The sequence below is a fragment of the Lysinibacillus sp. BPa_S21 genome, assembly GCF_023337795.1.
GTDB lineage: Bacteria > Bacillota > Bacilli > Bacillales_A > Planococcaceae > Lysinibacillus.
This window is the reverse complement of record NZ_JALIRS010000003.1, coordinates 205,998-231,816: the sequence shown is the minus strand read 5'-3', so window position 1 is coordinate 231,816 and position 25,819 is coordinate 205,998. Positions and strand designations below refer to the sequence as shown.

Here is a 25,819-nt window from a genome sequence, read left to right as displayed (position 1 = left end):
ATACATGAAAGTTTGTGCTTTTTTCTTTAAGAAGAAAGTGAAACAAGATTTAAAGGAGATTTTTCAATGAAACTCGCAACAACGCTTACCATTTTAGCTCTTGCTTTTATAGTAACAGTTATCCTGGCACCAATTAGTATTCCACTTCTTCGCCGATTAAAGTTCGGTCAAAGTATTCGTGAAGAGGGACCACAATCCCATATGAAAAAAGCTGGTACACCAACAATGGGGGGCATTATTTTCTTACTTGCCATTATCCTCACTACTGTTGGTGTAGGTAGCTTTTTAGATTTATTTACAACACAAACCGTCGTACTGTTAATCGTATTAGTAGGGTTTGGGTTAATCGGCTTATTGGACGATAGCTTAAAAGTTGTTTTTAAACGTAATTTAGGATTAACATCGCTTCAGAAACTGATCGGTCAAATTGTCATTGCGGTCTTGGCCTATTTCTTATTACATGTAGGATCGTTTGACACAACACTTGCAATACCATTTACAGATTGGACGATTGATCTTGGCATTTTCTATGTAGCCTTTTTAATTTTCTGGTTAGTGGGCTTCTCGAATGCAGTGAATTTAACAGACGGATTAGATGGGCTTGTGGCAGGTACTGCATCTATTGCCTTTGCGGCATTTGGTGTTATTGCTCTGTTCCAAGATCAAGCGGATATCGCCTTATTTACATTTGCGGTAACAGGTGCATTATTAGGGTTTTTACTTTTTAATGCGAATCCTGCAAAAATATTTATGGGAGATACGGGTTCACTTGCATTAGGTGGAGCTTTAGCCATGGTCTCTGTTTTAGAAAAAGCAGAATTCTTATTGTTATTAATTGGATTGGTGTTTGTTATTGAAACATTATCCGTTATTTTACAGGTAGGTAGCTTCAAACTTCGTAAAAAACGTATTTTTAAAATGAGTCCTATTCATCATCATTTTGAATTATCTGGTTGGTCAGAATGGAAGGTAGTACTTGTCTTTTGGTCAACTGCTTTAGCAGTAGCATTGATTGCAGTTTTATCGGAGGCGTTCTTATGAGAAACTTTTCAGATTTACAACATAAAAAAGTCCTTGTTTTAGGTTTAGCTAAAAGTGGTGTGGCTGCAGCTGAGATTTTACATGAGCTTGGTGCCTTTGTGACTGTGAATGATTCAAAACCATTTGATGAAAGCCCTGATGCGCAAGGTTTATTGCAAAAAGGAATTACGGTTATTTGTGGACGTCACCCAGAGGATTTACTCGATGAGGGCTTTGAATTAGTAGTGAAAAATCCAGGGATTCCTTATAGCAATAAAATAGTAGCGGATGCAATAAGCCGTGGAATCCCCGTTTGGACAGAAATTGAACTTGCTTATTTAATTAGTGAAGCGCCGTTTATCGGTATTACGGGGTCAAACGGTAAAACAACTACGACAACATTAATTTTCGACATGCTTAATAACGGTAGTTTGGAACCTTTAATTGCAGGGAATATAGGAACTGTTGCATGCGGTGTTGCAAGGGAAGCACAAAAGGATAATGTAATTGTTACCGAATTATCATCTTTTCAATTAATGGGTACAGAATCATTCAAACCGAAAATTGCTATATTAACAAATCTTTTTGATGCGCATCTTGATTATCATGGGACGTTTGACAACTATGCTGAGGCAAAATTTGGTGTTACACGTAATCAAGATGAAAGCGATTATTTTATCTACAATGCTGATCAGCCGATAGTTGTTGACTATGCAACGAAATCAAAAGCTAAAAAGGTACCATTTAGTTCTAACGGACGTACGGATGAAGGAATTAGTGCTGATGACACAACAATTTATTGGCAAGGTGAGCCGTATCTAAATCGAGCAAATATCGCTTTGCCTGGTAAGCATAACTTAGAAAATATTTTAGCAGCTGTCGCAGCTTGTATTTTAGTTGGCTGTGACAAAGCTAAAATGGAAGAAGTTTTAGCGAAGTTTGGAGGAGTTCGCCACCGTACTCAGTTCGTGCGTGAATGGAACGGACGCAAGATTTACAATGACTCAAAAGCAACAAACTGCTTAGCTACAAAAAGTGCGTTAGATGCATTCCAAGCACCTGTTATTTTACTTGCAGGTGGTTTAGATCGAGGACATTCGTTTGAAGAATTACGTCCGAGTATGGGACATGTAAAAGGTGTTGTTGCCTTTGGAGAAACAGGACTACGCTTTGTTGAATTTGCGAAGTCGTGCGGTGTACAACAAACTGTCATTGCTCAAAATGTTGAGGATGCAGTACATTATGCGGCGCCGATGTCAGCAGAAGGTGATGTCATTCTATTATCTCCAGCATGTGCAAGCTGGGATCAATATGACAGCTTTGAAATACGAGGCGATGTTTTTATTGATGCTGTAATGAAGCTGTAATGAGCCTGTAACTATTTTAGAATATACTTGACTTGGAAGGATGGCATTACTGAGAGGAAAAGAAAGCTATTTATTGCTCGTCACAACTTTGATGCTCACTATAATCGGCATTATTTTCGTCTATTCTGCAGGTACCTATTGGAGTGCCGTTCATTATAGTGGAAAGATGCCGTTTTATATGAAGCAAAGTCTATACTTTGCCGTAGCCATTGTAGTTTTTTTAATCACTACGCGATTAACTATTTTGAAAGAGCAGTCCTTTTGGAAAATGGCCTATATATTTTCGTTAGTTTTACTAGTCCTTGTCCTTATACCAGGAATTGGACTTGTGCGAAATGGTTCTCAAAGCTGGATTGGTGTAGGCCCTTTAACAATTCAGCCAGCAGAGCTAACGAAAATTACAGTCATTGTATACATGAGCCATATTTTAGCGCAGCATAAAACAGGTACGTCAATTATTAACTGGCGGCATGGATTGATTTTAATATTGCCTGTTGTACTTATTATGCTACAGCCTGATTTTGGTTCAGTTTTTATTCTCGTTGTTTCTGTGTTTTTATTGTTTTTTGTGGCAGGGTATCCTTTAAAACTGTATGCAATTTTTTTGATTGCTGGGGTTGCTGGGTTAGTGGGCTTGATTGTCACAGCGCCATACAGACTAAAGCGGATTGAGGCATTTATTGATCCGTGGGTCGATCCTTTAGGAAGTGGGTTTCAGGCTGTACAATCGCTAATGGCTATCGGACCTGCTGGAATTTTCGGCCATGGATTTGGACAAAGTAGGCAAAAGTTTTTATATTTACCTGAACCACAAAATGACTTTATTTACGCAATCATTCTTGAAGAGGTTGGATTGCTTGGTGGACTTGTTATTTTAGCACTTTTTGTACTGGTGATTTATGCAGGCTATAAATTTGCCGTGCGGGCTAAAACGAGAACATCCTATTACGCGATCATTGGACTCGTAACAATGCTGACCGTACAAGCATTTCTAAATATAGCAGTAGTAATTGGCTTAGTTCCTGTAACAGGCGTCACATTGCCTTTTATCAGCTATGGAGGAACATCTTTAGTAACAATGTGGCTAATAATAGGTATTATTTATCAATTAGCGAAATAAATATAAAGGAGGAGTACTTTTTTGGAGAAAGTAATCGACATAGAAGATCGCATACCTACGCTAAAAAAGCGACGAAAAAAGCGTACAAACCGGAAATTTATAGTGCTAATATTACTTTTCTTTATCGTGTTAGCAGTACTCCTTTATTTTCAATCTCCTTACAGTAAAATCAACAACATAACGGTCAACGGTGCTCGATTAGCAGAAGAACAATATTATTTGAAGGCAAGCTCTCTTGCAACTGGGAAGTCGATGTGGGGATTTAAAGCAGAAGACGTAGAGAAATTATTACTAAAGGATAAATGGGTGAAAGAAGCACATGTTAAACGTAATTGGCTTCGAGGCGTGACAATAGAAATTAAAGAATGGAAAAAGGTTGCGTATATAGCTGGTGACGGTACTTATTATCCATTGCTTGAAAATGGTAAGCGCTTTGAACAAGCCGGAGATGATATTCCGATTGATGCACCTGTATTTATCGGCATAACTGGCGAAAAGACAATTAAAAAGCTTGTAAAGCAATTAGCACAATTAAAACCAGAAGTACTAGCATTAATTTCTCAAGTCAATACTAACAGTAATGAAACAAATCCTAATGCAATCCAGCTTTATATGAACGATGGCTATGAAGTTCGAGCTGTTATTCAAACTTTAGCAGAAAAGCTAAATCTTTACCCTTCACTTGTGGCCCAAATTTCAAATTTGGAGAAAGGGGTTATCGATTTAGAGGTCGGCTCGTATTATCGTCCTTTCAATAATGAGTATAACCATGCAAAAATTGATTTAGATAAAGATGCGGCCAACCAGGAAGTGAAAAAAGATGAAGAAAAAGAATAGCAAAGAAAATTTCTTTTCAAGAAAACAATTTCAGTTGCTAATTGTTTGTGTCGTTATGGGATTTATCATCGGTTATTCATACAACCTGGCAAAAGATAATCGAGAAGCAGGTTCGGCGAATAAGGAGCTTTTCGAGCAAGAAGAAACTTATCGTGAGGAGTTAATTGCACAGCAAGAACGTAATAAAGAATTAACTGATGAGGCGAATGCTTTGCAAGAAAAAATTCGCAAGTATGAAAAATCGTTTGTCGCTAGTAAAAAGGATTATACAAAGCTTGTTGAAGAAGCAGAGGATTTACGCTTGTTGTTAGGCGATTTAAATTCGGAAGGAAAAGGGATACGCATTACCCTTCAAGACGGTGATTACGATCCAAAATCCGCAAATCCAAATGATTATATCGTGCATGAAAGCCATGTTTTTAAAATGCTCAATGAGCTTAAAATTTCTGGTGCGCAAGCAATTGCTATTAATGGGCAACGTGTATTGGCGAATTCTTATATCCGTTGTAATGGGCCAGTCATTACTATAGATGGCAAGCAACATCCAGCTCCATTCGTCATAGAAGCTGTGGGAGATTCAGCCACATTAATAGCTTCCTTAAACTTAAATGGTGGCGTTGTGGATCAATTATTAAACGACAATATTGTTGTATCTTTAGAAGAAAATCAAAAGCTTTCCATGCCGAAAGTAAAGGTAGAAAGTTAAAGTCAATATTTACAGATTAAATTTGATTATAGCCTTTAGGTAGGTTATAGATGATGATTCAAGATCTAAGGCGTAAATCTGTGAGGGGTTACGATACGTCTAGGAGGGGCTATTTTGAAAAAAAATATGTTTACCCGAATAACGATCGTGCTATTTATTATCGGTTTGATGATAGCGGTACAATACAATACCATAAAGCAACCAGCTGAGCGAGATACACGAGATATTTGGGCCATAAGAGAGGAATTAGCAGAAGAGAAGCAAAGGCATTCCGCATTATTAGCAGAAATTCGTTCACTTAATGAAGTAGTGGGTCGCTATGAGCAATCTGAGAAAGCAAATTTACAGTCAGCATTAAATGAAACGTTGAATCGTTTAAAGCTACAGGCCGGGCTAACGGAAATCACAGGTCCAGGAGTTATACTTCGTGTTGAACCAGCACCCGAATTAGTTGAAATGGGTTATGAGATTAAAGAAATATCCCCTGATTTACTAACTCAATTACTAAATGCTCTGTTTAAAAACAATGCAGCGAGTGTCTCGATAGATGGAAATCGTGTTGTTCAGACGACAGCTATTCGAGACATAAATGGAAAAACAACAGTGAACAGTGTACCACTGTCCTCACCACCCTTTGAAATTTATGTTGGGACAAGCTCTTTTAAGGAAGCTCAAAAAATGTACAACTCGTTACAAGCTTCTACATTTATTGATTCCTTTTATTTGGACAACTTCAATTTAATGATAGAAGAACCAACTGAGCATTTAACACTCCCAGCATTTGATCAGCCATTGACAAATGATTATTTAACAGAGGTGGAAAAAGGAGAATAATATATGTGGCTACCATTTTTAGGTTTGATATTTGGACTTGCCCTAGGCTTGTTAACAAATATACAAATACCCTCTATATATGAAAATTATCTGTCAATAGCTGTTTTAGCAGCCTTAGATACTTTATTTGGCGGTATTCGTGCTCAATTACAGCAAGTTTATGACGATAAAGTATTTGTATCAGGCTTCTTTTTTAATATAGCTTTGGCAGCGGGATTAGCCTTTTTAGGTGTGTATTTAGGGATTGATTTGTATTTAGCTGCTATTTTCGCTTTTGGAGTACGTTTGTTCCAAAATATAGCAATAATTAGGCGTATTTTACTAACTCGAATAGATGAGAAACGTCATAAAAGGAACAAAAATTCCATAGAATGAGAGAAAAATTGAGCAAAATACTCGATTTGCTTAGACATTAGGCCGAATTTACAATAGAATGAGAATAAGAGCATTTTTTCAAGGAGGTGCAGCTAATTGAATCAGCAAGATTTATATATTTCTCTTGATATTGGGTCATCCTCTATCAAGGTATTAATAGGTGAAATGAGCGACGGTCAATTACATGTAATTGGAGTCGGAAATGTAAAATCGAATGGAGTTCGAAAAGGTGCGATTGTTGATATTGATGCAACAGTCCAATCGATTCGAAAAGCAATAGATCAAGCTGAGCGAATGACAGGATATCAAATTAATGAAGTCGTTTTAGGTGTTCCTGCTAACCAGACGATGTTACAGCTAGTTAAAGGTGTTGTCGCTGTAAATAGCGAAAATAGAGAAATTACAGATGATGATTTAGATAGAGTAGTAGAATCTGCACAAGTCATGTCAATACCTCCTGAACGTGAATTAGTAAATATTATTCCAAGACAATTTATTGTGGATAATCTAGACGAAATCAAAGATCCACGAGGTATGATTGGTATTCGTTTAGAAATGGATGCCACAATGATCACAACTTCCAAAACACTTTTACACAATGTTCTACGTTGTGTAGAACGTGCAGGTCTAAGTATTCGGGAAATCTATTTACAACCATTAGCAGCAGGTTTTTTTGCATTAACCGAGGATGAAAAAAACCAAGGTACCGCTTTCATTGATTTAGGAGGCGGTTCAACTACTATCACAGTATTCGAAGAGGGACTGTTGACACATACGGGTGTCATTCCAGTTGGTGGCGATCATATCACGAAAGATATTTCAATCGTCTTAAAAACACCAACAGAACAGGCAGAACAGATTAAACATCAATTTGGACATGCCTATTATGATGATGCATCAGATGATGAACTCTTCGAAGTACCGGTTGTAGGGACAGATTCAACAGATCAGTACAGCCAGCGCTTTATATCAGAAATAATTGGCGCTCGTTTGGAAGAATTATTTGAGTTAGTCATCGACGAGTTAGCCCGTCTAGGAGTTAGAGATTTACCGGGCGGTGTTGTTTTGACAGGCGGCGTTGCAAAGCTTGAAGGTATTGCTCAGCTGGCACGCCAGATTCTGCAAACTCGTGTTAGAATATATACACCCGACTATATTGGCGTTAGAGAGCCTTCATTTACGACGGCAGTTGGACTTATTCGTTACGCCTATTTAGAAGATGATTTTTATGGAAAAAGTACTAATACGCAGCCTATTGAATATGCAGTTGTAGGATCTCCTGCAGCCACACCTAAAAAGCAAGAATATGCTGCACCTTCAGAATCAAAAGGAAGCGTAATCGGAAGAGCAAAAAAATTATTTGATAAATTTTTTGATTAACTTCTTTCAGCAAATGTCCTTTGTACCGAAAGCGTAGCGACAGGTACAGCACTCACCACCTCTTTAGGTGGTGAAATGAATGCGGATTTGAGCTACTTTTCAGCAGATGTCCAAAAACCTGCTGAAAGAAGTTAATGCCTCCGGCGGATGTCACGGAATCGGAAAGGAGTTCTTAGGGGATGTTAGCCTAAAACAATCGCATCCATGCGATAACGGCTAACTGACCTGCATCGGTAAAAACGCCACGTCCTGTGGCATTACCGAAATGACCGACATCGTGTCGGCCCTCGTGCAGGCCTAAGCACAAAGCCGATTCCGGACGCAATTATACCGAGGCATAATTGATCTTGAATGCGTAATGAATGATACAGAGTCGAGTTACCGTGGGAGGAAAAAGAAATGTTAGAATTTGATACAAGTGTTGATCAACTTGCAGTAATAAAAGTTATTGGTGTTGGTGGCGGCGGTAACAACGCTGTCAATCGAATGATAGAACATGGTGTTCAAGGTGTTGACTTTATCGCAGTTAATACGGATGCACAGGCACTAAATTTATCGAAGGCAGAAATAAAGCTACAAATTGGTACGAAACTTACACGTGGATTAGGTGCAGGTGCAAATCCGGAAGTAGGGAAAAAAGCTGCAGAAGAGAGCCGTGAACAATTAGAAGAGGTTCTACGTGGTGCAGATATGGTATTCGTTACAGCTGGAATGGGTGGAGGAACTGGTACTGGTGCTGCACCAGTAATCGCACAAATAGCTCGCGATTTAGGATCTCTTACAGTCGGTGTTGTAACGCGTCCATTTACGTTTGAAGGTCGCAAACGACAAACACAAGCTATCGGCGGTATTGGTGGCATGAAGGAGTCTGTTGATACTTTAATCGTTATTCCAAACGACAAGCTATTACAAATTGTCGATAAATCTACGCCAATGCTAGAAGCATTCCGTGAAGCAGATAATGTTTTACGACAAGGTGTACAAGGTATTTCAGATTTAATTGCAACGCCAGGTCTTATTAACTTAGACTTTGCAGACGTAAAAACAATTATGTCTAATAAAGGTTCAGCGTTAATGGGTATTGGTATTGCTACAGGTGAAAACCGCGCTGCCGAAGCAGCTAAAAAAGCTATTTCAAGTCCACTGCTTGAATCATCAATTGATGGTGCTAAAGGTGTCCTTATGAATATTACTGGTGGCTCAAATCTTAGCTTGTTTGAAGTACAAGAGGCTGCGGATATTGTAGCATCAGCATCAGATGAAGAAGTAAATATGATTTTCGGTTCTGTTATTAACGAAAATCTAAAAGATGAAATTATTGTGACAGTAATTGCGACTGGTTTCTCAGAGGAAGCTCTACAGCAACAGCGTAATACTTCACGTCCGACGTTAAATACAAATAGACAAGCTTCACAGCAACAACAAGCTCCAATTCGTGAGCAACGTCAAGATGTGCATGTACAGCAAGAACAACCACGTCAAAATCAACAAAATTATGTACAGGATGATATGCTTGAGGTACCAGCATTTTTACGTAACCGTAAAAATCGCGGATAAGTCAACATCTAACCTTCTAAAAAGCTCGTATTTTACATTATGTGAAATACGAGCTTTTTATGTTGTTGAAAACTGCTCTTAGCCTTCGTTCCCCTATCGCTAATCCCCGAGGAGTCGCCCAGTCTCCACTCCAATCAACCACTTTACATAGAATGTATCTTCGGGCAGGGCACTCTCTAATTTAAAGTGATAAGTGATAAAAAGAAACTTCAACAACAAATGTTTTCTGTGCGAAAGTGAAGTGTTAATGAAGCGACAGCAACAACACAATGGAAGAAGCGGTTCGATGCTCGCTCACCCAGGAAAACGAGTAGTCTGGAGCAGAAAGCATCTTCATTAAAGCGCTGTAACATTCATAAAAATTCCTTTGATTATTTTCAGCGTCTTAAAAATTTATTATGTTCAAATGTGTAAGGAAAGGATGTATTTTGTCAAAACATTTTAATAAAATGATGCGATTGTTTGACAATATTTGTGGGAGTTACATGCTAACTTTGTAAGTAGGAGGCGGCTGTTATGTATGGAGAATGGCTGGTGCTCATTAATACACTTTTCAATCTAGCGATACTCACGTTTACGGCAAAAGTAACAGGGGTTTTAGTAAAGAACACTAGATTATTAATGAGTTCTATTTGTAGTAGTTTTGTAGCTGTAATTGGTGATCAAATGCTGTTGACGACGCTACTGAGTTTTATCTTCTTAATCGGGTTAGCTTTTCGCTTCAAGATTCGGAGCTTTCAAAAGCAAGGACCGATTGCTTTAACAGCAACAATCGTTATTGGAGGATTGTTAACAGCATTACAACCGTCTTTAAAAAATCTTTCTGTTATCCATTTTATAATTATTTGCCTACTACTAGCTGTTGGTAATCTTCTTGTTTTTTATAAGCAATGGGGATTTGTAAAGCTTGAGCGTTTAAGTGGCCAGTTTGTGTTTGATACAACGCTAAAAATTTTTGATGTAAAGATACCGCTTTCTGCATTCGTAGATACGGGGAATCAAGCGATTGAGCCACTATCAGGAAAACCTGTTCACTTTGTCTCTTATGCAGCATTGCGTTCGCATTTACCGGCAGCATTTTGCAAATCATTATTAGAATGGCAAGAAACTGATCCGTATAATGTATCCATGTTTTCAGAAGATTATCAGCGTTACATTCGATTTATTCATGTCAATACAGTGCAACAGCAATCGGTTGTACTAGGTTTCCGCTTTGATGAGTGGCATATAAAAGGGGAGCACTCACAAGTGAAAACGAATGAATATATCGTTTTAACAAAAAAGGCTAAAAATTTTCCGCATAGCACAGCAGCAATTTTACATTTTTCAGCGCTTTCAAATAACTCATAGAGGGGGAGAACTATTGCTTCTTAGGCTACTTGCTAGCTTGAAAAAATTTTGGAGTAAGTTTCGGAGTCGTGAAACGTACTATATAGGGGGAAATGATTCATTGCCAGTGCCACTAAGTCGAGAAGAAGAAGTTACAGTCATTGCATCCTTTATGAATGGTGATTTACGAGCTAGAGATACACTCATTGAACGTAATTTGCGTCTTGTTGTTTATATTGCTAGACGTTTTGATAATACGGGTACGCCGATTGAGGATTTAATCAGTATTGGCTCTATCGGTTTAATAAAGGCGATTGAAACGTTCAATACAGATAAAAATATTAAACTTGCCACATATGCATCACGTTGTATTGAAAATGAAATTTTGATGCATTTACGTAAAACAAGTCGCATGAAGGGTGAAGTTTCATTAGATGAACCATTAAACTCCGATGCAGATGGAAATGAATTGTTATTGTCTGATATTTTAGGAACGGAAGAGCATATTATTTTGGACAATGTAGAAAAGAAAATCGAGCGTCAACATATGTTTCATGCCATCAATTTACTAGGTGCGCGTGAACGATATATTATGGAATGTCGCTTTGGTCTCAATGGAAAAATAGAAATGACTCAAAAAGAAGTTGCTGACCATTTAGGCATTTCGCAATCATATATTTCCCGATTAGAGAAGAAAATTATTCAAGATTTACGTGAAAATCTAAATCAGCCAATATCTTAGAGAGGGAAATTTAACCTGCCTAAAATTGGTCGTAGCTTTTGTGCATATTCTCGTTTCTCTCGGACAAACTGATGTAACGGTTTAGTCAGAGAATAACATCCGGAGGAATCGAATATGCGAACTAAAGTAGATCTTTGCGGCTTAGATACATCGACTTTGCCAATTTTAAAGCACGAGGAAATGAAGGAACTATTCATTCGTTTACAAGCTGGAGAAACTGAGATTAGGGAAGAGCTTGTCATGTGCAATTTAAGGTTAGTGCTTAGTATTGTCGGTAGATTTGCCTACAGGGGTGAACAGGCAGATGATTTATTTCAGGTAGGCTGTATTGGCCTCATGAAAGCCATTGATCATTTTGATTTAAAGCATAATGTACGATTTTCAACATATGCTGTACCGATGATCATTGGTGAAATTCGTCGCCATCTGCGTGATCATCATGCATTGCGTGTTTCTCGTTCTCTAAGAGATATTGCCTATAAAGCGATGCAGGCAAAGGAGCAATGGATAACCGATAATTTACGAGAACCAACGATTGAAGAAATTGCTGAAATGATTGACATGAAAAAGGAAGATGTTTTATTTGCTTTAGATGCCATTCAAGACCCAGTTTCCTTACAGGAGCCCATTTATTCAGACGGCGGTGACGCTGTTTATATGATGGACCAATTACGTGATGATGATGTATCGGAAGATCAATGGGTTGCCTACGTGTCAGTAAAGGAAAGTTTGCAAAAGTTAGATGAACGTCAACAAATGATTGTTGCAAAGCGTTTTTATTACGGTGAGACACAAACAGAAATTGCGAAAGAGTTGGGGATTTCTCAAGCGCAAATTTCACGTCTAGAAAAAAACGCTATTGAAACAATGCAGAAAGATTATAAGTAAAAAACATGCGCATCCGAATTCTGGGGTGCGCATTTTATTTATAACAAAATGACTGCTTTCCTGTGGGCGAGCGTCAAGCAGCCTTCCACTTCAATTTGTGCAATTAGAATGAACACTATTTGATAAAGTAAAGGGGTTCACGCACAATTTTGTGTGTGAATCCTTTTTGCTCTTCGGAAGGTGGATGTCGATAAAAATTAAAAGTTAGGTGATAAAACGTGAAAGTTGGTCGATAAAATTCAGAAGTTGGTAGATAAAACGTAAAAGTTGGTAGATAAAAATTAAAAGTTGGGCGATAACTCCTGAAAAGGTCCCGCTCAAATTAAAAAATTGGATGTCCTGTTGTTAAAACGTATGTCATGCGGATAAGTTGAGTGGAGTGGAGGTTAGGCGACTCCTCGAGGATTTGCGATAGAGGAACGAGAAATCAACCACACGTTTTGCCAAAGAGCCAAATTAAATTTAACTATGACAGTTTTACAACATTGACTTGATCATTTCATTTTCATTTAAACCACCATAAACACATAAATATAAAGAGAGAACATAGTTTGTTGAGATAAAACGATGTTGAGAGTAATTGATTTAGGAGGGATAAAATGCGTTTCTCAATGTTACAACAAAAAGAAGTGATTGAAGCAGGTAATGGACGCTTTTTAGGATTTGTGGTAGATGCAGAGGTATCCAATGAAACAGGCTATGTAACGGCTTTTATGATTGCGGAGCCTCGTAAATATCTAGGCTTTTTTCGCGGAGAAGAATCTGTTAGGAAAGTGTATATGAAGGATGTACTTGTAGTTGGAAAAGATGTCATTTTAGTAAAAGCACTATCTTAAAGAGGGAAATTTTTATGTATTAGTTTAAAGCATTGGTAAGGTGAAATGTACTTTCACATAGGTCAGGCTATTCATTGATAATTCAAGCATTGCTTGTTACAATAAAAGAAACTATTGTTGTAAAGTTGGGAAAAACATTGACAAAAATCTTAACAAATTTAAAGAAAATTAATGATCTTATACAAACAGCAAAAAAACGAGCAAATCGTGAAACAGAAAAAATCCAAATTATTGCAGTGACAAAAGAAGTTTCTGTAGAAAGAACACAAGAAGCAATTGATGCAGGGCTTATGCATTTAGGGGAAAACCGCCCTGAAGGTTTAAATCGTAAAGTAGAGGCGATTCAAGCTGATGTTCATTGGCATTATATCGGATCTTTACAAACACGCAAGGTAAAACAAGTTATTAACAGTATCGATTATTTACATTCATTAGATCGTTTAAGTTTAGCACAAGAAATTGAAAAAAGAGCAGACAAACCTGTTAAATGTTTTGTACAAGTTAATGTATCAGGTGAAGACTCCAAACATGGTTTATCGATTGAGGAAGTTCTGCCATTTATTGAATCATTAAAGAATTTTACAAAAATTCAAGTTGTTGGTTTAATGACAATGGCACCAAATACAGATGAGGATACAATTATTCGTTCTGTTTTTAAGCAATTAAAACAATGTCAACAGCAAATAGCCGAGCAAGGATTCGCACACGCACCTTGTACCGAGTTATCAATGGGCATGTCTAATGACTTTGAAATTGCGGTCGAAGAAGGGGCTACGTTTGTTCGAGTTGGAACGGCTCTTGTTGGAATTGAAAGAGGGGAATTGGATGAGCATGAAAAATAAAATTAAAAATTTCTTTTATCTTGAGGAAGAAATAGAAGAAGAAATCACGCAAGCTCCTATTCAACAGCAACAACCCGTACAACAACAGCAACAGATTCAATCTGTGAAGCCAAAAAAAGTTGTAAAGGAGCGCAAGGCTCCAGTTCAGGAAATTTTTCCACAGAGTACAGCACCTACAAACAACATTGTAAGCCTGCAGGCAGCAATGAATTCTAAAGGCGCAAAAGTTGTATTAGTTGAGCCAAGAGTATATGCCGAAGCACAGGATATTGCAGAACACTTAAAAAATAAGCGCGCTACGATCGTCAATTTACAACGTATTGATCGAGAGCAAGGTGTAAGAATTATTGATTTTTTGAGTGGTACAGTCTATGCACTTGGCGGAGATATTCAAAGAATTGGTAAAGACATTTTCCTATGCACACCTGATAATGTAGAAGTGTCTGGAGAAATTTCGAATTTTATTTTAGACGATAATTAATAGCGAGGATTGTAGTTTATATGACTTTTTATTTAATCTTGAAGTATGTGTCAATAGCATTTTATGTTTACTCACTAATGTTAGTCGCATATGTTTTAATGTCTTGGGTACCTGCTATCCAAAATTCATCAGTTGGACGAATGTTAGCAAAAGTTTGCGAACCTTATCTCGGGATTTTCAGAAAATTTATTCCGCCAATCGGCATGATTGATATTTCACCTATCGTAGCAATATTTCTCCTTAATTATATTCAAAAAGGGTTATTTATTGTTATTTTAAAAATATACGAGATGTTGCTTTAAAAGAAATCCTCACGAACGGTGGGGATTTTTTATTTATCGGGAATACTAAATTTAGCGTGAATAGGGAAAGGTAAAGCAAATCCAACTTTGGCATGAATGCATATGGAGCGAGTGAAGCGGCTCATCAGCGCCCAGCCAGAATGGAAATCTACCCTACGAGCCTATTTTGAATAATCCTTAAAATACCAATGAAATTGAACTAGTAAAAGAGAGATAATAGAGGTGAATGAAATGGAGCATTTAATACAGCATTTTAGAAAAGACGAGCAGCCTTTTATCGAACAGGTTGTGGGCTGGCAGCATGAGGTAGAGGATCGATATGCTCCTAAGCTTACTGATTTTTTAGACCCTCGACAGCGCTTTATTGTTGCATCAATAATCGGACAGAATGACACATTGAAAACGGCTAGTGCTGGGCTCTTTGATGAGGCAGAAAGACAACGTGTGCTTATTTATCCAACCTATTTTGAGCCTGTGGAGGAAGACTTTCAGCTTACAGTATTTACAATTCAATATCCTGTGAAATTTGTCCAATTACGACATCCAGATGTCCTTGGAGCTTTATTATCTTTAGGGTTGGATCGTGGGAAATTCGGTGATATTCGTGTAAATGACCATTTAGTACAATTTGTAGTAGCGAATGAGGTAGCGGAATATGTACGCTTACATTTAACAGGCATAGGCAAAGTAAAAGTACATGTAGAATCGATTAAAGAGACGGAGCCTTTGCTACAAAACGAGGAAGAGTGGCTAGAAGAGTCTCATACTGTTACTTCTATGCGTTTAGATGTTATTATTTCCACGGTTTTAAAAATTTCTCGTCAGAAAGCGCAAGCATTCATTACAGGTAAAAAGGTACGTGTCAATTGGACTGAACGGGATGCAGTCGCTTTTGAATTACAAGAAGGCGATATTTTATCTGTACGCGGAAGCGGTCGCATAAAAATCATACTGACTGAAGGCCGTACAAAAAAAGATAAAATTCGTTTACAAATCGGTCGATTGACCCAAAAAAGCTAAAAATCAAGTATATTTCATTAATTTTTACTGCTAAGTTCTTGGAATGATTGTATAATAAAAATTACGAATGTACATGTAAAGGAGAGAAGGATCGTATGCCGTTATCACCTATTGATATACATAATAAGGAGTTTACTAAATCTTTCAGAGGTTATGCTGAAGATGAAGTCAACGAATTTTTAGATCAAATTATAAAAGACTATGAAATTTTGTTACGTGAAAAAAAGGAAGTAGACAAACAACTAGAAATGTCCTTAGAACAAGCGAGACATTTTAACTCATTAGAGGAAACGTTACAAAAATCAATTGTTGTTGCACAAGAGGCAGCTGACGAAGTACGAAGAAATTCTCAAAAAGAGGCTAAACTCATTGTAAAGGAAGCAGAAAAAAATGCTGACCGTATTATCAATGAAGCTTTAACAAAGGCTCGAAAAGTAACAATTGAAATTGATGAGCTGAAAAAGCAATCAAAGGTATTCCGTAATCGTTTTAAAATGCTTGTAGAGGCACAACTGGATTTACTAAATGCAGACGATTGGGATCATTTGCTACAATACGATATTGACCTTACTGAAATTCAAGCATCAGTTGAAGAAGCACAAGAAGCCGATCAAGTGTAATTTCTTTCAGCGAATAAGTAGCGTCAGGTTTGGTGCAAGTACAATGCTGATTTCATTATGCGGAGGCATGATTGATTCACTATATGTGTAAACATCGAAACTTGACGTGATTGTTTGATTTTCATATACTATTGAAATAGTAATTAATTTGAACAGATATGCAAACAGGCAGAGACGAAGACAGTATTTGTTAGGCGTAGTTAAGCGATTTGGGGATAGTGCGAGCCCAAACAAGCAAATAACAATGAACATCACTTCTGAGCTAAATAACTGAATGTAGTAAGTTATTTCGTGATGCACAACGTTAACGTGCTTTAAGTGGTAGTGCAATTTTGTGCTACAATTAGGGTGGTACCGCGAGTATAAGCTTCTCGTCCCTTTGAGGGATTGAGAGGCTTTTTTATGTTCTCCAATATTTGAACGTATACTTCCGTTGTTAAAACTTGTTGATTTTGCCGATAACTAGAACTTAACGATGACATTTCACAAAACGAATGCCATGTATATAAGTTGATTTCCGTTCCGGCTGGGCGATTCCTTGAGATACTGTCGATTGTGTATGAGCGCCCATGTGCTGCATTTGTTCTTTGTTTGTAAACATAAAGGAGGAATTGAAAAATGGTTGAGTACAAAGATACTTTATTAATGCCTAAAACAGATTTCCCAATGCGTGGAAACTTACCGGCGAATGAACCGAAGATGCAAGAAAAATGGAATGAAATGGACATTAATAAATTACAGATGGAGCGTACAGAAGGACGCCCCGAGTATGTATTACACGATGGACCTCCATATGCAAATGGTGATATCCATATCGGTCATGCTTTAAATAAAGTGCTGAAAGATATGATTACGCGTCATCGCTCTATGACGGGCTACCATGTAAACTATATTCCAGGCTGGGATACACATGGTTTACCAATTGAGCAAGCACTTACGAACAAAGGCGTAAAGCGCAAAGAAATGTCTGTTGCCGAATTCCGTAAATTATGTGAAGAATATGCTTACGAGCAAATTGACAACCAACGTACACAATTCCGCCGTTTAGGTGTTCGTGGTGATTGGGAAAATCCATATATTACATTAAAGCCTGAATTTGAAGCACGTCAAATTGAAGTATTCGGAAAGATGGCAGAAAAAGGCTATATTTATAAAGGTTTAAAACCAGTTTATTGGTCTCCATCATCTGAATCTGCACTTGCAGAAGCTGAGATTGAATATAAAGATGTTAAATCGGCTTCTATTTATGTAAGCTTTGCACTAAAAGATGCTAAAGGTGTTGTCCCAGCAGACGCTAAAATGATCATTTGGACAACAACACCTTGGACGATCCCAGCAAACTTAGGGATTTCTGTAAACCCTGAATTTATCTATGTCGTTGTGGCAGTTGCCGATAAAAAATTCATCATCGCGAAAGAATTATTAGAAACAGTTGCTAACGAACTTGAATGGGAAGCGTATGAAGTTATTCAAGAAGTTAAAGGTGAAGCATTAGACCGAGTTGTTGCACAGCATCCATTCTATGACCGTGAATCTCTTGTAATGATTGGAGAACACGTAACTGCCGAAGCGGGTACTGGCTGTGTGCATACAGCACCAGGTCACGGGGAAGACGATTATTATATTAGTAAACAATATGGCCTACCAATTCTTAGCCCTGTTGATAATAGCGGCTGTTATACAGATGAAGCGCCTGGTTTTGAAGGTATATTCTACAATGATGCAAACAAATTGGTCACTGAAAAATTAAAAGAAGTAGGCGCTTTAGAAAAGCTTAACTTCTTTACACACTCGTATCCACATGACTGGCGTACGAAAAAACCAGTTATTTATCGTGCAACACCACAATGGTTTGCGTCAGTAGATGCATTCCGTGATGAGCTACTAGCGGCTGTAAAATCAACAACATTTACACCTGCTTGGGGTGAAACTCGTCTTTATAATATGATTCGTGACCGTGGAGACTGGGTAATTTCACGTCAGCGTGCATGGGGTGTGCCAATTCCAATTTTCTATGCTGAAAATGGTGAGCCAATTATTACACCAGAAACAATTGCCCATATCTCAGCTTTATTCCGTGAACATGGATCAAATATTTGGTTCCAAAAAACAGCTAAAGAATTATTACCTGAAGGCTTCACACACCCTGCTAGCCCGAACGGTGAATTTACAAAAGAAAACGATATTATGGACGTTTGGTTTGACTCAGGTTCTTCTCACCAAGGTGTGTTAGTAGAACGTGGTATGAAGTATCCAGCTGATCTATATTTAGAGGGTTCTGACCAACACCGTGGATGGTTTAACTCATCATTAATCACTTCTGTAGCTATTAATGGCTATGCACCATATAAAGGACTATTAACGCATGGTTTCGTTCTAGATGGTGAAGGGCGTAAAATGAGTAAATCTTTAGGGAATGTCATTATCCCGAAAAAGGTTATGGACCAATACGGAGCAGATATTCTTCGTTTATGGGTAGCTTCTGTAGATTATACAGCTGACGTTCGTATCTCAATGGATATGTTGAAGCAGGTATCTGAGGTTTATCGAAAAATCCGTAACACATTCCGTTTCTTACACGGAAATGTAGCTGATTTCGATGTAACGAAAGATCGTGTAGCCTACGAGGATCTTCGTGAAATGGATCAGTACGTTTATATGCGCTTGCAGGATGTTTTAAAAACTGTACGTGCCGCATATGATCGCTATGATTTTGCAGCTGTTTACCATGCTGTCAATAACTTTGTAGCAGTAGAACTATCTTCATTCTATTTAGATATTGCAAAAGATGTTGTGTACATCGAAGGTCATGACAATAAAGATCGCCGTGCAATGCAAACAGTTATTTATGACACATTGATGACATTAGTAAAAGTAATGTCACCTATTATCCCTCATACAAGCGACGAGATGTGGTCTTACTTACATGCTCAAGGTGTTGTAGAAGAGGTATCTGTACAATTAACAGACTTCCCAGAAGTAGATGAACACGAAAACTTCGAAAGTCTACGAGCAAAATGGGAGAAAATTATTGATGTTCGTGATGATATTTTAAAAGCATTAGAGGAAGCTCGTAATGCAAAAACAATCGGTAAATCACTTGAAGCAAAAGTGACAGTTTATGCAAAAGAAGATGTGGCAGCATTATTAAATGATGCAAGCATTGATTTTGCACAGCTTTCAATTGTTTCTGCCTTTGAAGTGGCTTCAATTGAAGCTGCACCTGCAGACGCATTAGTTCTAGAACATGCTTCGATTGTTGTCGAAAAAGCAACAGGTGAAAAATGTGAGCGTTGCTGGTCTATTTCTGAAACAGTCGGTTCAAATGAAGCACATGCAACAGTGTGTGCGCGTTGTGCAGAAGTTGTAGAAAAGTATTACGCTTAATATAGACAAACAGGTATAAAAATAAGAATCTGCATTCTATGTAATTAATAACGCAAGTCTCCTTGATGATGGGGGCTTGCGTTGTTTACTTTTCATCAGAGGTCTAGCAGATTCTTTTTTGTAATGGAGCAATTTCATCAGAAATTTGACGGCACTATTTAAATAATATTTCCCGCGTATTGCGGTAGTCAGTTGGAGATATACCGACATATTTCTTAAACGTAAGGCTGAAATAATTAGGTGTGTTGAAGCCGCAGATGAAGGAGATCTTTTCAATGGTGTAATCGTATTTTCGCAAATAAGGTAGTGATTTGATGATGCGTGTAAAGGCTACATAATCAACAAAATTGCGACCAATTTCTTTTTTAAACAATCTGCTAAAATGAGTAGCACTAAAATTGCTATATTTGGCAACGTCACGGATCGTAAGTTGTTCATTATAGTGCTCCTCGATATATTGGATAGCTTTCTGGAGCTGTTCTTGCTTTGTTAAATCCTCATAAAATCGTATATGGACATTATGAACAGGAGGTTTCCGCCGTGCCTTTCGAGCTTGGCTATAGGATTCCTTGACTTGCATAGCGTCCTGAAAAACGCCTCCAACCCCCATAAAAAGGTGGATGCAATAATCTTTTTTTAACGTTTCAATAACCTCAAGTAAACAAGTTACCCCCTCAGACCAATGCTTAAATGATGTGTATTCATTAGGAATGCGCATCAGCAACAGTAAATAACGTTCAAAATGTAAAAAAGAAATAGGTACTTTACTAGTAAAGTTTTGGTGAAACACATTTGTTATTACACTGCTTGCATCATGAGGGAAAGGTCGACCTTCATTCACATCTATATAGCCCTGGATTAAAAACACGATATTTGGGATACAATGCCTCGATAAAAAAGAGGAAGACTGGATGATTTCCTGCTCGCTTTCAACCTCTCCACGTATAAGTCGTTTTAAAAAAGCTTCTCGGAATGGCGAAGTATGATCTTGCGAAATTTGTTGTGATAACTCCAGCATTGTAAGAGTACTTGCTTGTTTTGCTTTATAGGAGGTATAAAGCTTTTTAACAATTCGTAGAAATTTCGCTTTCTGTAAAGGCTTTATAAGAAGTGCAGTTAAATTTAGTTCAATGGCGATACCAGTTGAGTAGGTAAGGTGTTCTGCAACAATAGGGACAATTATACTATTAGGATAATTTCTTTTTAACCGGTTTATCTTTACCCAGTCAAATAAACGGTTAATTTCATAGACAATGATGGCGGAAATCTCTGTTTGGGGTTCTTCGCAGGTATTAAAGGTATTAGGTAAGTATTCTTCTATCCAGTAGCCCATTTGTTGTTGTTCAGTTGAATTTTCAATGTACCAAACAATATTTAAAATGCTAACATCTCCTTTCTATGATAAATGGAAAATAATAAAAATAGTTTAACTTAAAATAGCATTTTTTTGTACTAATACAGCAATATTTTGTAACTATTTTATAGATTAAATAGAATAGAATGATTGTAGTGAATAATAATTTGAAATTTCAGACAATTATTTACGTATACAGGAAGGGGGAGTTGAAATATGGCAGAAGTAGGGAGTCATGATTATGAATACGTGGAAGCTGGAACTATCGATGTAAAGGATCTTCCACCACTAGATGCAACTACTAACAAAATTATGAAAGATGAGTTTACTACAGGTTTTAGTTTAACGGTATTTTATTTTATTTTAATTTTTAGCATTCCGGTTATGAACTGGTTCGCCCCAGAGCTTGCTTTCAAAAAAATTTTAGGTGGTATGACAGTGACATGGTTTGTGACAACAGTAGTGATGATGGTAATGGCTTTTATTATTGCCTATGTGCATACAGCATTGTACGAAAAGCGCCTTAAGAAATACGAAATACTTAATAAGTAGTTTTTAGCTAAGGGGGGATATGTAAAATGATGCAAGCTTTATTAGAACCAAAGATGTTATTGACTATTGCTTTAATGGGGACAATTGTATACATTACGTATTTAACGAAAAGAAATGCAACGGCATCCGATTTCTTTGTTGGGGGACGAAGTTTTGGATGGTTTACAAATGGTTCGGCAATTGGGGGAGACTATTTAAGTGCAGCAACATTTCTTGGGATAGCTGGTTTGACTTTTCAATTAGGGTATGACGGTGCTTACTATGCATTTTGCTTCTCTATTGGATTGACGTTACTAGCTATTTTTGTGGCAGGTCCGTTAAGACGTTTTGGAGCATTTACCGTTGCCGATTTTTTAGCTTATCGTTTTCATAGTAGACGAGCTCGGCTAGTAGCAGTAGCTGTAGTATTAGCGATCTCTGGTTTTTATGCAGCGCCACAATTATTAGGGGCGGCACAAATTTTAAGTATGTTTTTCGGGACTTCATATGAATTCGGGATTATCTTTACGTGTGTTGTAATGGTTTTCTATGTAGGAATAGGCGGTATGAAAGGAACGACAATCAACCAAGCTTTAGAGCTTTGGATTCGACTTGGAGCGTTTGTTGTTATGTTGATTGCAGCAATGTATAGTGGTTTGCATTACGATAAAATTTTAGCTGCTATTAATTCATTCAGTGGTCCTATTACAGGAACATCACCATATGCTTTAGATGGAAATAATGTTAATTTTGATGGTGCTGCTTGGACAGGAACTGGTTTTTATTTCCCAACATTTTGGCAAACTATCAGTATGACAATCGGTTTAGCATTAGGGACAATTGGTTTGCCACATATTTTACTAAGATTTTATACGAATCCAAGTGCGAAGGCGGCTCGAAAATCAGCATTAATGGCGATTGGGATTGCTAGTACGTTTTTCTTATTAGCTGTTTACTTAGGTGTTGTAGGCCGTTCTATTTTTATCTCGGGTACGGCAAGTGAGGAAGTCATGCGTGATTTAGTGCTTGGTGGGAACAATATGGTTATTCCTACAACAGCACTTGCACTAGGAGGGAAATGGCTACTTGGACTTGTCATAGCAGGTGCTTTTGCAGCCATATTCTCAAATTTATCGGGCTTATTTATTACAAGCTCAGGTGCATTAGCCCATGATTTATATGCAAGTGTTATGAAAAAGGATATTACAGAAAAACAACGAGTGATTGCAGGGAAAGTAGCCATTGTTTTATTAGGTATTTTATATGGAGCGTTGGGCTTATTAGTTAAAGATGCATCCATCGGTCATTTAGTGGCACTTGCCTTTACTGTAGCGGCGAGTACATTTACACCAATATTTATTTTAGGTATTTGGTGGAGAGGAATGACAGAAAAAGGAGCAATTGCAGGTTTACTCATTGGTCTAGGTGTATCGATGTGGATGATCTTTCTACCAGGAACATTACCAAGCTTCTTACAATTTAAAATCCCTGGCATCGTCACAGTACCTGTAGGCTTCTTATCCGTTGTTATTGTTTCATTATTAGATCGGAAAGTACCAGCTGATGTCAATGATTTCATGAAGCGTGTACATTCAAAAGAGTCTGAAACAGCCTAAAACGGTATAATAATGAATAAAAAATGAAAAGCTATTGCCATTCCTTATGAAGTGAGTGGCAATAGCTTTTTTAATTGAAGGGAAGTTGACGGCAGGAAAAAGAGCGGGGCGACGGAAAGAAGAGTCGAAGCGATGGATAGAAAAGCCAAGGCGACGGAAAGAAGTCAAAGCGACGGATAGAAAGATCAAAGCGACGGAAAGAAGAGTCGAAGCGACGAAAAGAAAAGCCAAGGTGACGGATAGAAGACAAAGCGAAGGATAGAAAGGTCAAAGCGACGGAAAGAAGAGGCAAGATGACGGATAGAAAGGCCAAAGCGACGGATAGAAGACAAAGCGATGGAAAGAAGAGTCGAAGCGACGGAAAGAAAAGCCAAGGCGACGGATAGAAGCCAAAGCGACGGAAAGAAGAGGCAAGGCGACGGATTGAAAGTTCAAAGCGACGGATAGAATTGTCAAAGTCGTGGATAGAACAGCCAAAATCGTGGATAGCCCTGGTAGATTGACGGATAGAAGCCAAAGCGACGGATAGAAGAGTCGAAGTGACGGATAGGAAGGTCGAAGCGACGGAAAGAAGTCAAAGCGACGGAAAGAAAGACTAAAGCGAAGGAAAGAAGAGCCGAAGCAGACGGATAGAAAGGTCAAAGCGACGGAAAGAAGAGTCGAAGTGACGGATAGAATTGTCAAAGTCGTGGATAGAGCAGTTGACGTCGTGGATAGAATCGTCAAAGTCGTGGATAGCCCCGATAGATTGACGGATAGAAGACAAAGCGACGGAAAGAAGAACCGAAGTGATGGATAGAAGAGCCAAAGCGACGGAAAGAAGAGGCAAGGTGACGGATAGAATTGTCAAAGTCGTGGATACAGCAGTTGAAGTCGTGGATAGAATCGTTAAAGTCGTCGATAGAACAGCCAAAATCGTGGATAGCCCCGGTAAATTGAAGCAAAAAATCAACTCTACAATATGGTATTGATCCATATTTTCATGCTATATTAGTTATTCTGTGATGGGCTGTTATGGTAGAATAGGTTAGATGTTGAGCGAACGGAGGAGTGTCTGTGTATAAATATTATGGATTGGCCGTATTCGTAGTTATTTTAGATCAATGGACAAAATGGCTAATTGTGAAAAATATGGAGTTTGGTGAACGAATTTCAGTATGGGATCCGTGGTTTGGGATATTGTCTCATCGAAATAGAGGAGCAGCATGGGGAATGCTAGAAGGCCAAATGTGGTTATTTAGCATTATCACGATAGGCGTTATTTGTGCAATCCTATATTTTTATCATAAAGAAGCTAAGGGTAAACCTATTTTTCAAGTAGGCTTGATGCTTTTATTAGGCGGAGCTGTAGGTAATTTTATTGACCGTATATTTAGAGGCGAAGTGGTCGATTTTGTAAGTGTCTTAATTCCAGTCATTAATTATGATTTCCCAATCTTTAATATTGCGGATTCTGCTTTAACAATGGCTGTAGTGATATTAATGATTGGCTTAATCATTGAAGAGAAAAAAGGAAAGAAACAGGTGAAACAATGACGCAAGTATCATATACAATGGAAGAACAACAACAGGGAGAGCGCATTGATAAGGCGCTTTCGGGTGTGCAATCAGAGTGGTCACGAACACAGATCGGGAATTGGATTACTGAGGGGATTATTAAAGTAAATGGAGAGACTGTCAAGGCGAAGTATAAGGTAAAAGTAGGGGATATTGTAGAAATTGATGTACCCGAAGCAGAGCCATTAGATGTTATTGCTGAAAACTTAGATCTTGATATTGTTTATGAAGATGAAGATGTTCTTGTTGTGAATAAGCCAAAGGGCATGGTTGTCCATCCGGCACCTGGGCATATGACGGGTACACTTGTCAATGGCTTAATGTATCATTGTAAGGATTTATCAGGCATTAATGGTGTTATGCGACCAGGAATAGTTCACCGTATCGATAAAGATACATCAGGGTTATTAATGGTTGCTAAAAATGATGCAGCGCATGAATCGTTAGTGAATCAGCTAGTCAATAAAACAGTGACTCGTAAATATACTGCACTAGTTCATGGGCATATTGCACATGATAAGGGTACAATTGATGCACCAATTGGTCGAGATCAAAAAGATCGTCAAAAACAAGCAGTTGTCGACAAAGGTAAGCATGCAGTAACCCATTTCCAAGTGATCGAACGCTTTGGTGATTATACGCTAGTAGAGTGTCGTTTAGAAACAGGCCGAACTCACCAAATTCGTGTCCATATGAATTATATTGGATTCCCACTTGTGGGTGACCCAAAATATGGACCAAAAAAGACAATAGACTTTGGTGGACAAGTATTACACGCGGGTATATTAGGCTTTGATCATCCTACATCAGGTGAATATTTGCAGTTTGAAGCGCCAATTCCTGCTGATTATGAACAATTATTACTTGATTTAAAAAATAGGCATTGACGTATAGGAAAAGAAGGTCTATACTAACGAAAGTGAATGAACAACTTAACTAAATATTCACCTTTAATGGCAGTCCAGAGAGGCTGAGAAGGTACATGTGAATGTGTTGCTAAAAAATTTGTGCTGCAAATTTTTTCAACATACTATTTAAACACGTATTCAACCCTCTCAGGCTATTCGCCTCGAGAGGTTTTTTTATGGACACATGGCCAACAATAGATAGAAGAGAGG

The 25,819-nt window shown here is 37.9% G+C and carries 26 protein-coding genes and 1 other annotated feature; of the genes, 24 read left to right on the top strand and 2 right to left on the bottom strand.

What is annotated here, in order from left to right; translation table 11 throughout:
• The first annotated feature begins 66 nt into the window (after positions 1–66).
• The 19 genes from mraY to ileS all read left to right on the top strand — a co-directional run bounded on the left by mraY (position 67) and on the right by ileS (position 19,643).
• Positions 67–1,041 carry a phospho-N-acetylmuramoyl-pentapeptide-transferase gene (gene mraY, locus MOK21_RS07015; protein WP_249073227.1) on the top strand — a complete coding sequence of 325 codons (975 nt, stop codon included), beginning with the start codon at positions 67–69 and terminating at the stop codon, positions 1,039–1,041.
• Positions 1,038–2,387: a UDP-N-acetylmuramoyl-L-alanine--D-glutamate ligase gene (murD, locus tag MOK21_RS07010; protein WP_249073226.1), complete on the top strand. Its 1,350-nt coding sequence runs from the start codon at positions 1,038–1,040 to the stop codon at positions 2,385–2,387. The genes mraY and murD overlap by 4 nt, the downstream gene beginning before the upstream one ends.
• A 40-nt stretch (positions 2,388–2,427) precedes the next feature.
• The gene (ftsW, locus tag MOK21_RS07005) at positions 2,428–3,507 is read left to right on the top strand and encodes a putative lipid II flippase FtsW (protein WP_249073225.1); all 1,080 of its coding nucleotides are present in this window, start codon (positions 2,428–2,430) and stop codon (positions 3,505–3,507) included.
• A gap of 21 nt (positions 3,508–3,528) precedes the next feature.
• On the top strand, positions 3,529–4,344 hold the full coding sequence (locus tag MOK21_RS07000) for a cell division protein FtsQ/DivIB (protein ID WP_249073224.1): 816 nt from the start codon (positions 3,529–3,531) through the stop codon (positions 4,342–4,344).
• Positions 4,328–5,050 carry a DUF881 domain-containing protein gene (locus MOK21_RS06995; protein ID WP_249073223.1) on the top strand — a complete coding sequence of 241 codons (723 nt, stop codon included), beginning with the start codon at positions 4,328–4,330 and terminating at the stop codon, positions 5,048–5,050. The genes MOK21_RS07000 and MOK21_RS06995 overlap by 17 nt, the downstream gene beginning before the upstream one ends.
• A 114-nt stretch (positions 5,051–5,164) precedes the next feature.
• A complete protein-coding gene (locus MOK21_RS06990; protein ID WP_249073222.1) occupies positions 5,165–5,884 on the top strand; it encodes a DUF881 domain-containing protein in 720 nt (239 codons plus the stop codon).
• Between the two features lie 3 nt (positions 5,885–5,887).
• A complete protein-coding gene (locus MOK21_RS06985) occupies positions 5,888–6,259 on the top strand; it encodes a small basic family protein (protein WP_249073221.1) in 372 nt (123 codons plus the stop codon).
• 96 nt (positions 6,260–6,355) lie between these two features.
• Positions 6,356–7,639 carry a cell division protein FtsA gene (gene ftsA / locus MOK21_RS06980; protein WP_249073220.1) on the top strand — a complete coding sequence of 428 codons (1,284 nt, stop codon included), beginning with the start codon at positions 6,356–6,358 and terminating at the stop codon, positions 7,637–7,639.
• 399 nt (positions 7,640–8,038) lie between these two features.
• The gene (gene ftsZ / locus MOK21_RS06975; protein ID WP_249073219.1) at positions 8,039–9,196 is read left to right on the top strand and encodes a cell division protein FtsZ; all 1,158 of its coding nucleotides are present in this window, start codon (positions 8,039–8,041) and stop codon (positions 9,194–9,196) included.
• Between the two features lie 516 nt (positions 9,197–9,712).
• Positions 9,713–10,546 (top strand): sigma-E processing peptidase SpoIIGA, encoded by an 834-nt coding sequence (locus MOK21_RS06970; protein ID WP_249073218.1) that lies wholly within the window; start codon positions 9,713–9,715, stop codon positions 10,544–10,546.
• 13 nt (positions 10,547–10,559) lie between these two features.
• On the top strand, positions 10,560–11,267 hold the full coding sequence (gene sigE / locus MOK21_RS06965; RefSeq protein WP_049668349.1) for an RNA polymerase sporulation sigma factor SigE: 708 nt from the start codon (positions 10,560–10,562) through the stop codon (positions 11,265–11,267).
• A 114-nt stretch (positions 11,268–11,381) separates the two neighbouring features.
• Positions 11,382–12,155 (top strand): RNA polymerase sporulation sigma factor SigG, encoded by a 774-nt coding sequence (gene sigG / locus MOK21_RS06960; protein WP_004227313.1) that lies wholly within the window; start codon positions 11,382–11,384, stop codon positions 12,153–12,155.
• Positions 12,156–12,754: 599 nt separating this feature from the next.
• The gene (locus MOK21_RS06955) at positions 12,755–12,991 is read left to right on the top strand and encodes a YlmC/YmxH family sporulation protein (RefSeq protein ID WP_249073217.1); all 237 of its coding nucleotides are present in this window, start codon (positions 12,755–12,757) and stop codon (positions 12,989–12,991) included.
• A gap of 137 nt (positions 12,992–13,128) precedes the next feature.
• Positions 13,129–13,833, top strand: a complete 705-nt coding sequence (locus MOK21_RS06950) for a YggS family pyridoxal phosphate-dependent enzyme (RefSeq protein WP_283164639.1) — start codon at positions 13,129–13,131, stop codon at positions 13,831–13,833.
• On the top strand, positions 13,817–14,314 hold the full coding sequence (locus MOK21_RS06945) for a cell division protein SepF (protein ID WP_249073215.1): 498 nt from the start codon (positions 13,817–13,819) through the stop codon (positions 14,312–14,314). The genes MOK21_RS06950 and MOK21_RS06945 overlap by 17 nt, the downstream gene beginning before the upstream one ends.
• Before the next feature lie 20 nt (positions 14,315–14,334).
• Positions 14,335–14,616: a YggT family protein gene (locus MOK21_RS06940; RefSeq protein ID WP_249073214.1), complete on the top strand. Its 282-nt coding sequence runs from the start codon at positions 14,335–14,337 to the stop codon at positions 14,614–14,616.
• A 231-nt stretch (positions 14,617–14,847) separates the two neighbouring features.
• Positions 14,848–15,636 carry a YlmH family RNA-binding protein gene (locus MOK21_RS06935; RefSeq protein WP_249073213.1) on the top strand — a complete coding sequence of 263 codons (789 nt, stop codon included), beginning with the start codon at positions 14,848–14,850 and terminating at the stop codon, positions 15,634–15,636.
• Between the two features lie 95 nt (positions 15,637–15,731).
• A complete protein-coding gene (locus MOK21_RS06930; RefSeq protein WP_249073212.1) occupies positions 15,732–16,256 on the top strand; it encodes a DivIVA domain-containing protein in 525 nt (174 codons plus the stop codon).
• A gap of 162 nt (positions 16,257–16,418) precedes the next feature.
• Positions 16,419–16,638: a binding site (T-box leader), on the top strand.
• 236 nt (positions 16,639–16,874) lie between these two features.
• On the top strand, positions 16,875–19,643 hold the full coding sequence (ileS, locus tag MOK21_RS06925) for an isoleucine--tRNA ligase (protein ID WP_249073211.1): 2,769 nt from the start codon (positions 16,875–16,877) through the stop codon (positions 19,641–19,643).
• A 154-nt stretch (positions 19,644–19,797) separates the two neighbouring features.
• Here the strand turns inward: ileS and MOK21_RS06920 are convergent, their stop codons facing one another.
• Entirely contained in the window at positions 19,798–20,976 is a 1,179-nt protein-coding gene (locus MOK21_RS06920) for a helix-turn-helix transcriptional regulator (protein ID WP_249073210.1), read from the bottom strand.
• A gap of 237 nt (positions 20,977–21,213) precedes the next feature.
• Here MOK21_RS06920 and MOK21_RS06915 point away from each other — a divergent pair, with 237 nt between their 5' ends.
• The 3 genes from MOK21_RS06915 (at position 21,214) to MOK21_RS06905 (ending at position 23,406) form a co-directional block, all read left to right on the top strand.
• Positions 21,214–21,549: a hypothetical protein gene (locus MOK21_RS06915; RefSeq protein WP_249073209.1), complete on the top strand. Its 336-nt coding sequence runs from the start codon at positions 21,214–21,216 to the stop codon at positions 21,547–21,549.
• Positions 21,550–21,575: 26 nt separating this feature from the next.
• Entirely contained in the window at positions 21,576–23,144 is a 1,569-nt protein-coding gene (locus MOK21_RS06910; RefSeq protein WP_249073208.1) for a sodium/solute symporter, read from the top strand.
• A gap of 85 nt (positions 23,145–23,229) precedes the next feature.
• Entirely contained in the window at positions 23,230–23,406 is a 177-nt protein-coding gene (locus tag MOK21_RS06905) for a hypothetical protein (RefSeq protein WP_249073207.1), read from the top strand.
• A gap of 460 nt (positions 23,407–23,866) precedes the next feature.
• On the opposite strand, the gene MOK21_RS06900 is transcribed toward MOK21_RS06905, so the two are convergent.
• Positions 23,867–24,088, bottom strand: a complete 222-nt coding sequence (locus tag MOK21_RS06900) for a hypothetical protein (RefSeq protein WP_249073206.1) — start codon at positions 24,086–24,088, stop codon at positions 23,867–23,869.
• Between the two features lie 112 nt (positions 24,089–24,200).
• Between MOK21_RS06900 and lspA the strand changes: the two genes are divergently transcribed.
• The gene (gene lspA, locus MOK21_RS06895) at positions 24,201–24,680 is read left to right on the top strand and encodes a signal peptidase II (RefSeq protein ID WP_249073205.1); all 480 of its coding nucleotides are present in this window, start codon (positions 24,201–24,203) and stop codon (positions 24,678–24,680) included.
• Positions 24,677–25,588, top strand: a complete 912-nt coding sequence (locus MOK21_RS06890) for an RluA family pseudouridine synthase (protein WP_249073204.1) — start codon at positions 24,677–24,679, stop codon at positions 25,586–25,588. The genes lspA and MOK21_RS06890 overlap by 4 nt, the downstream gene beginning before the upstream one ends.
• The last annotated feature ends 231 nt before the right edge of the window (positions 25,589–25,819 follow it).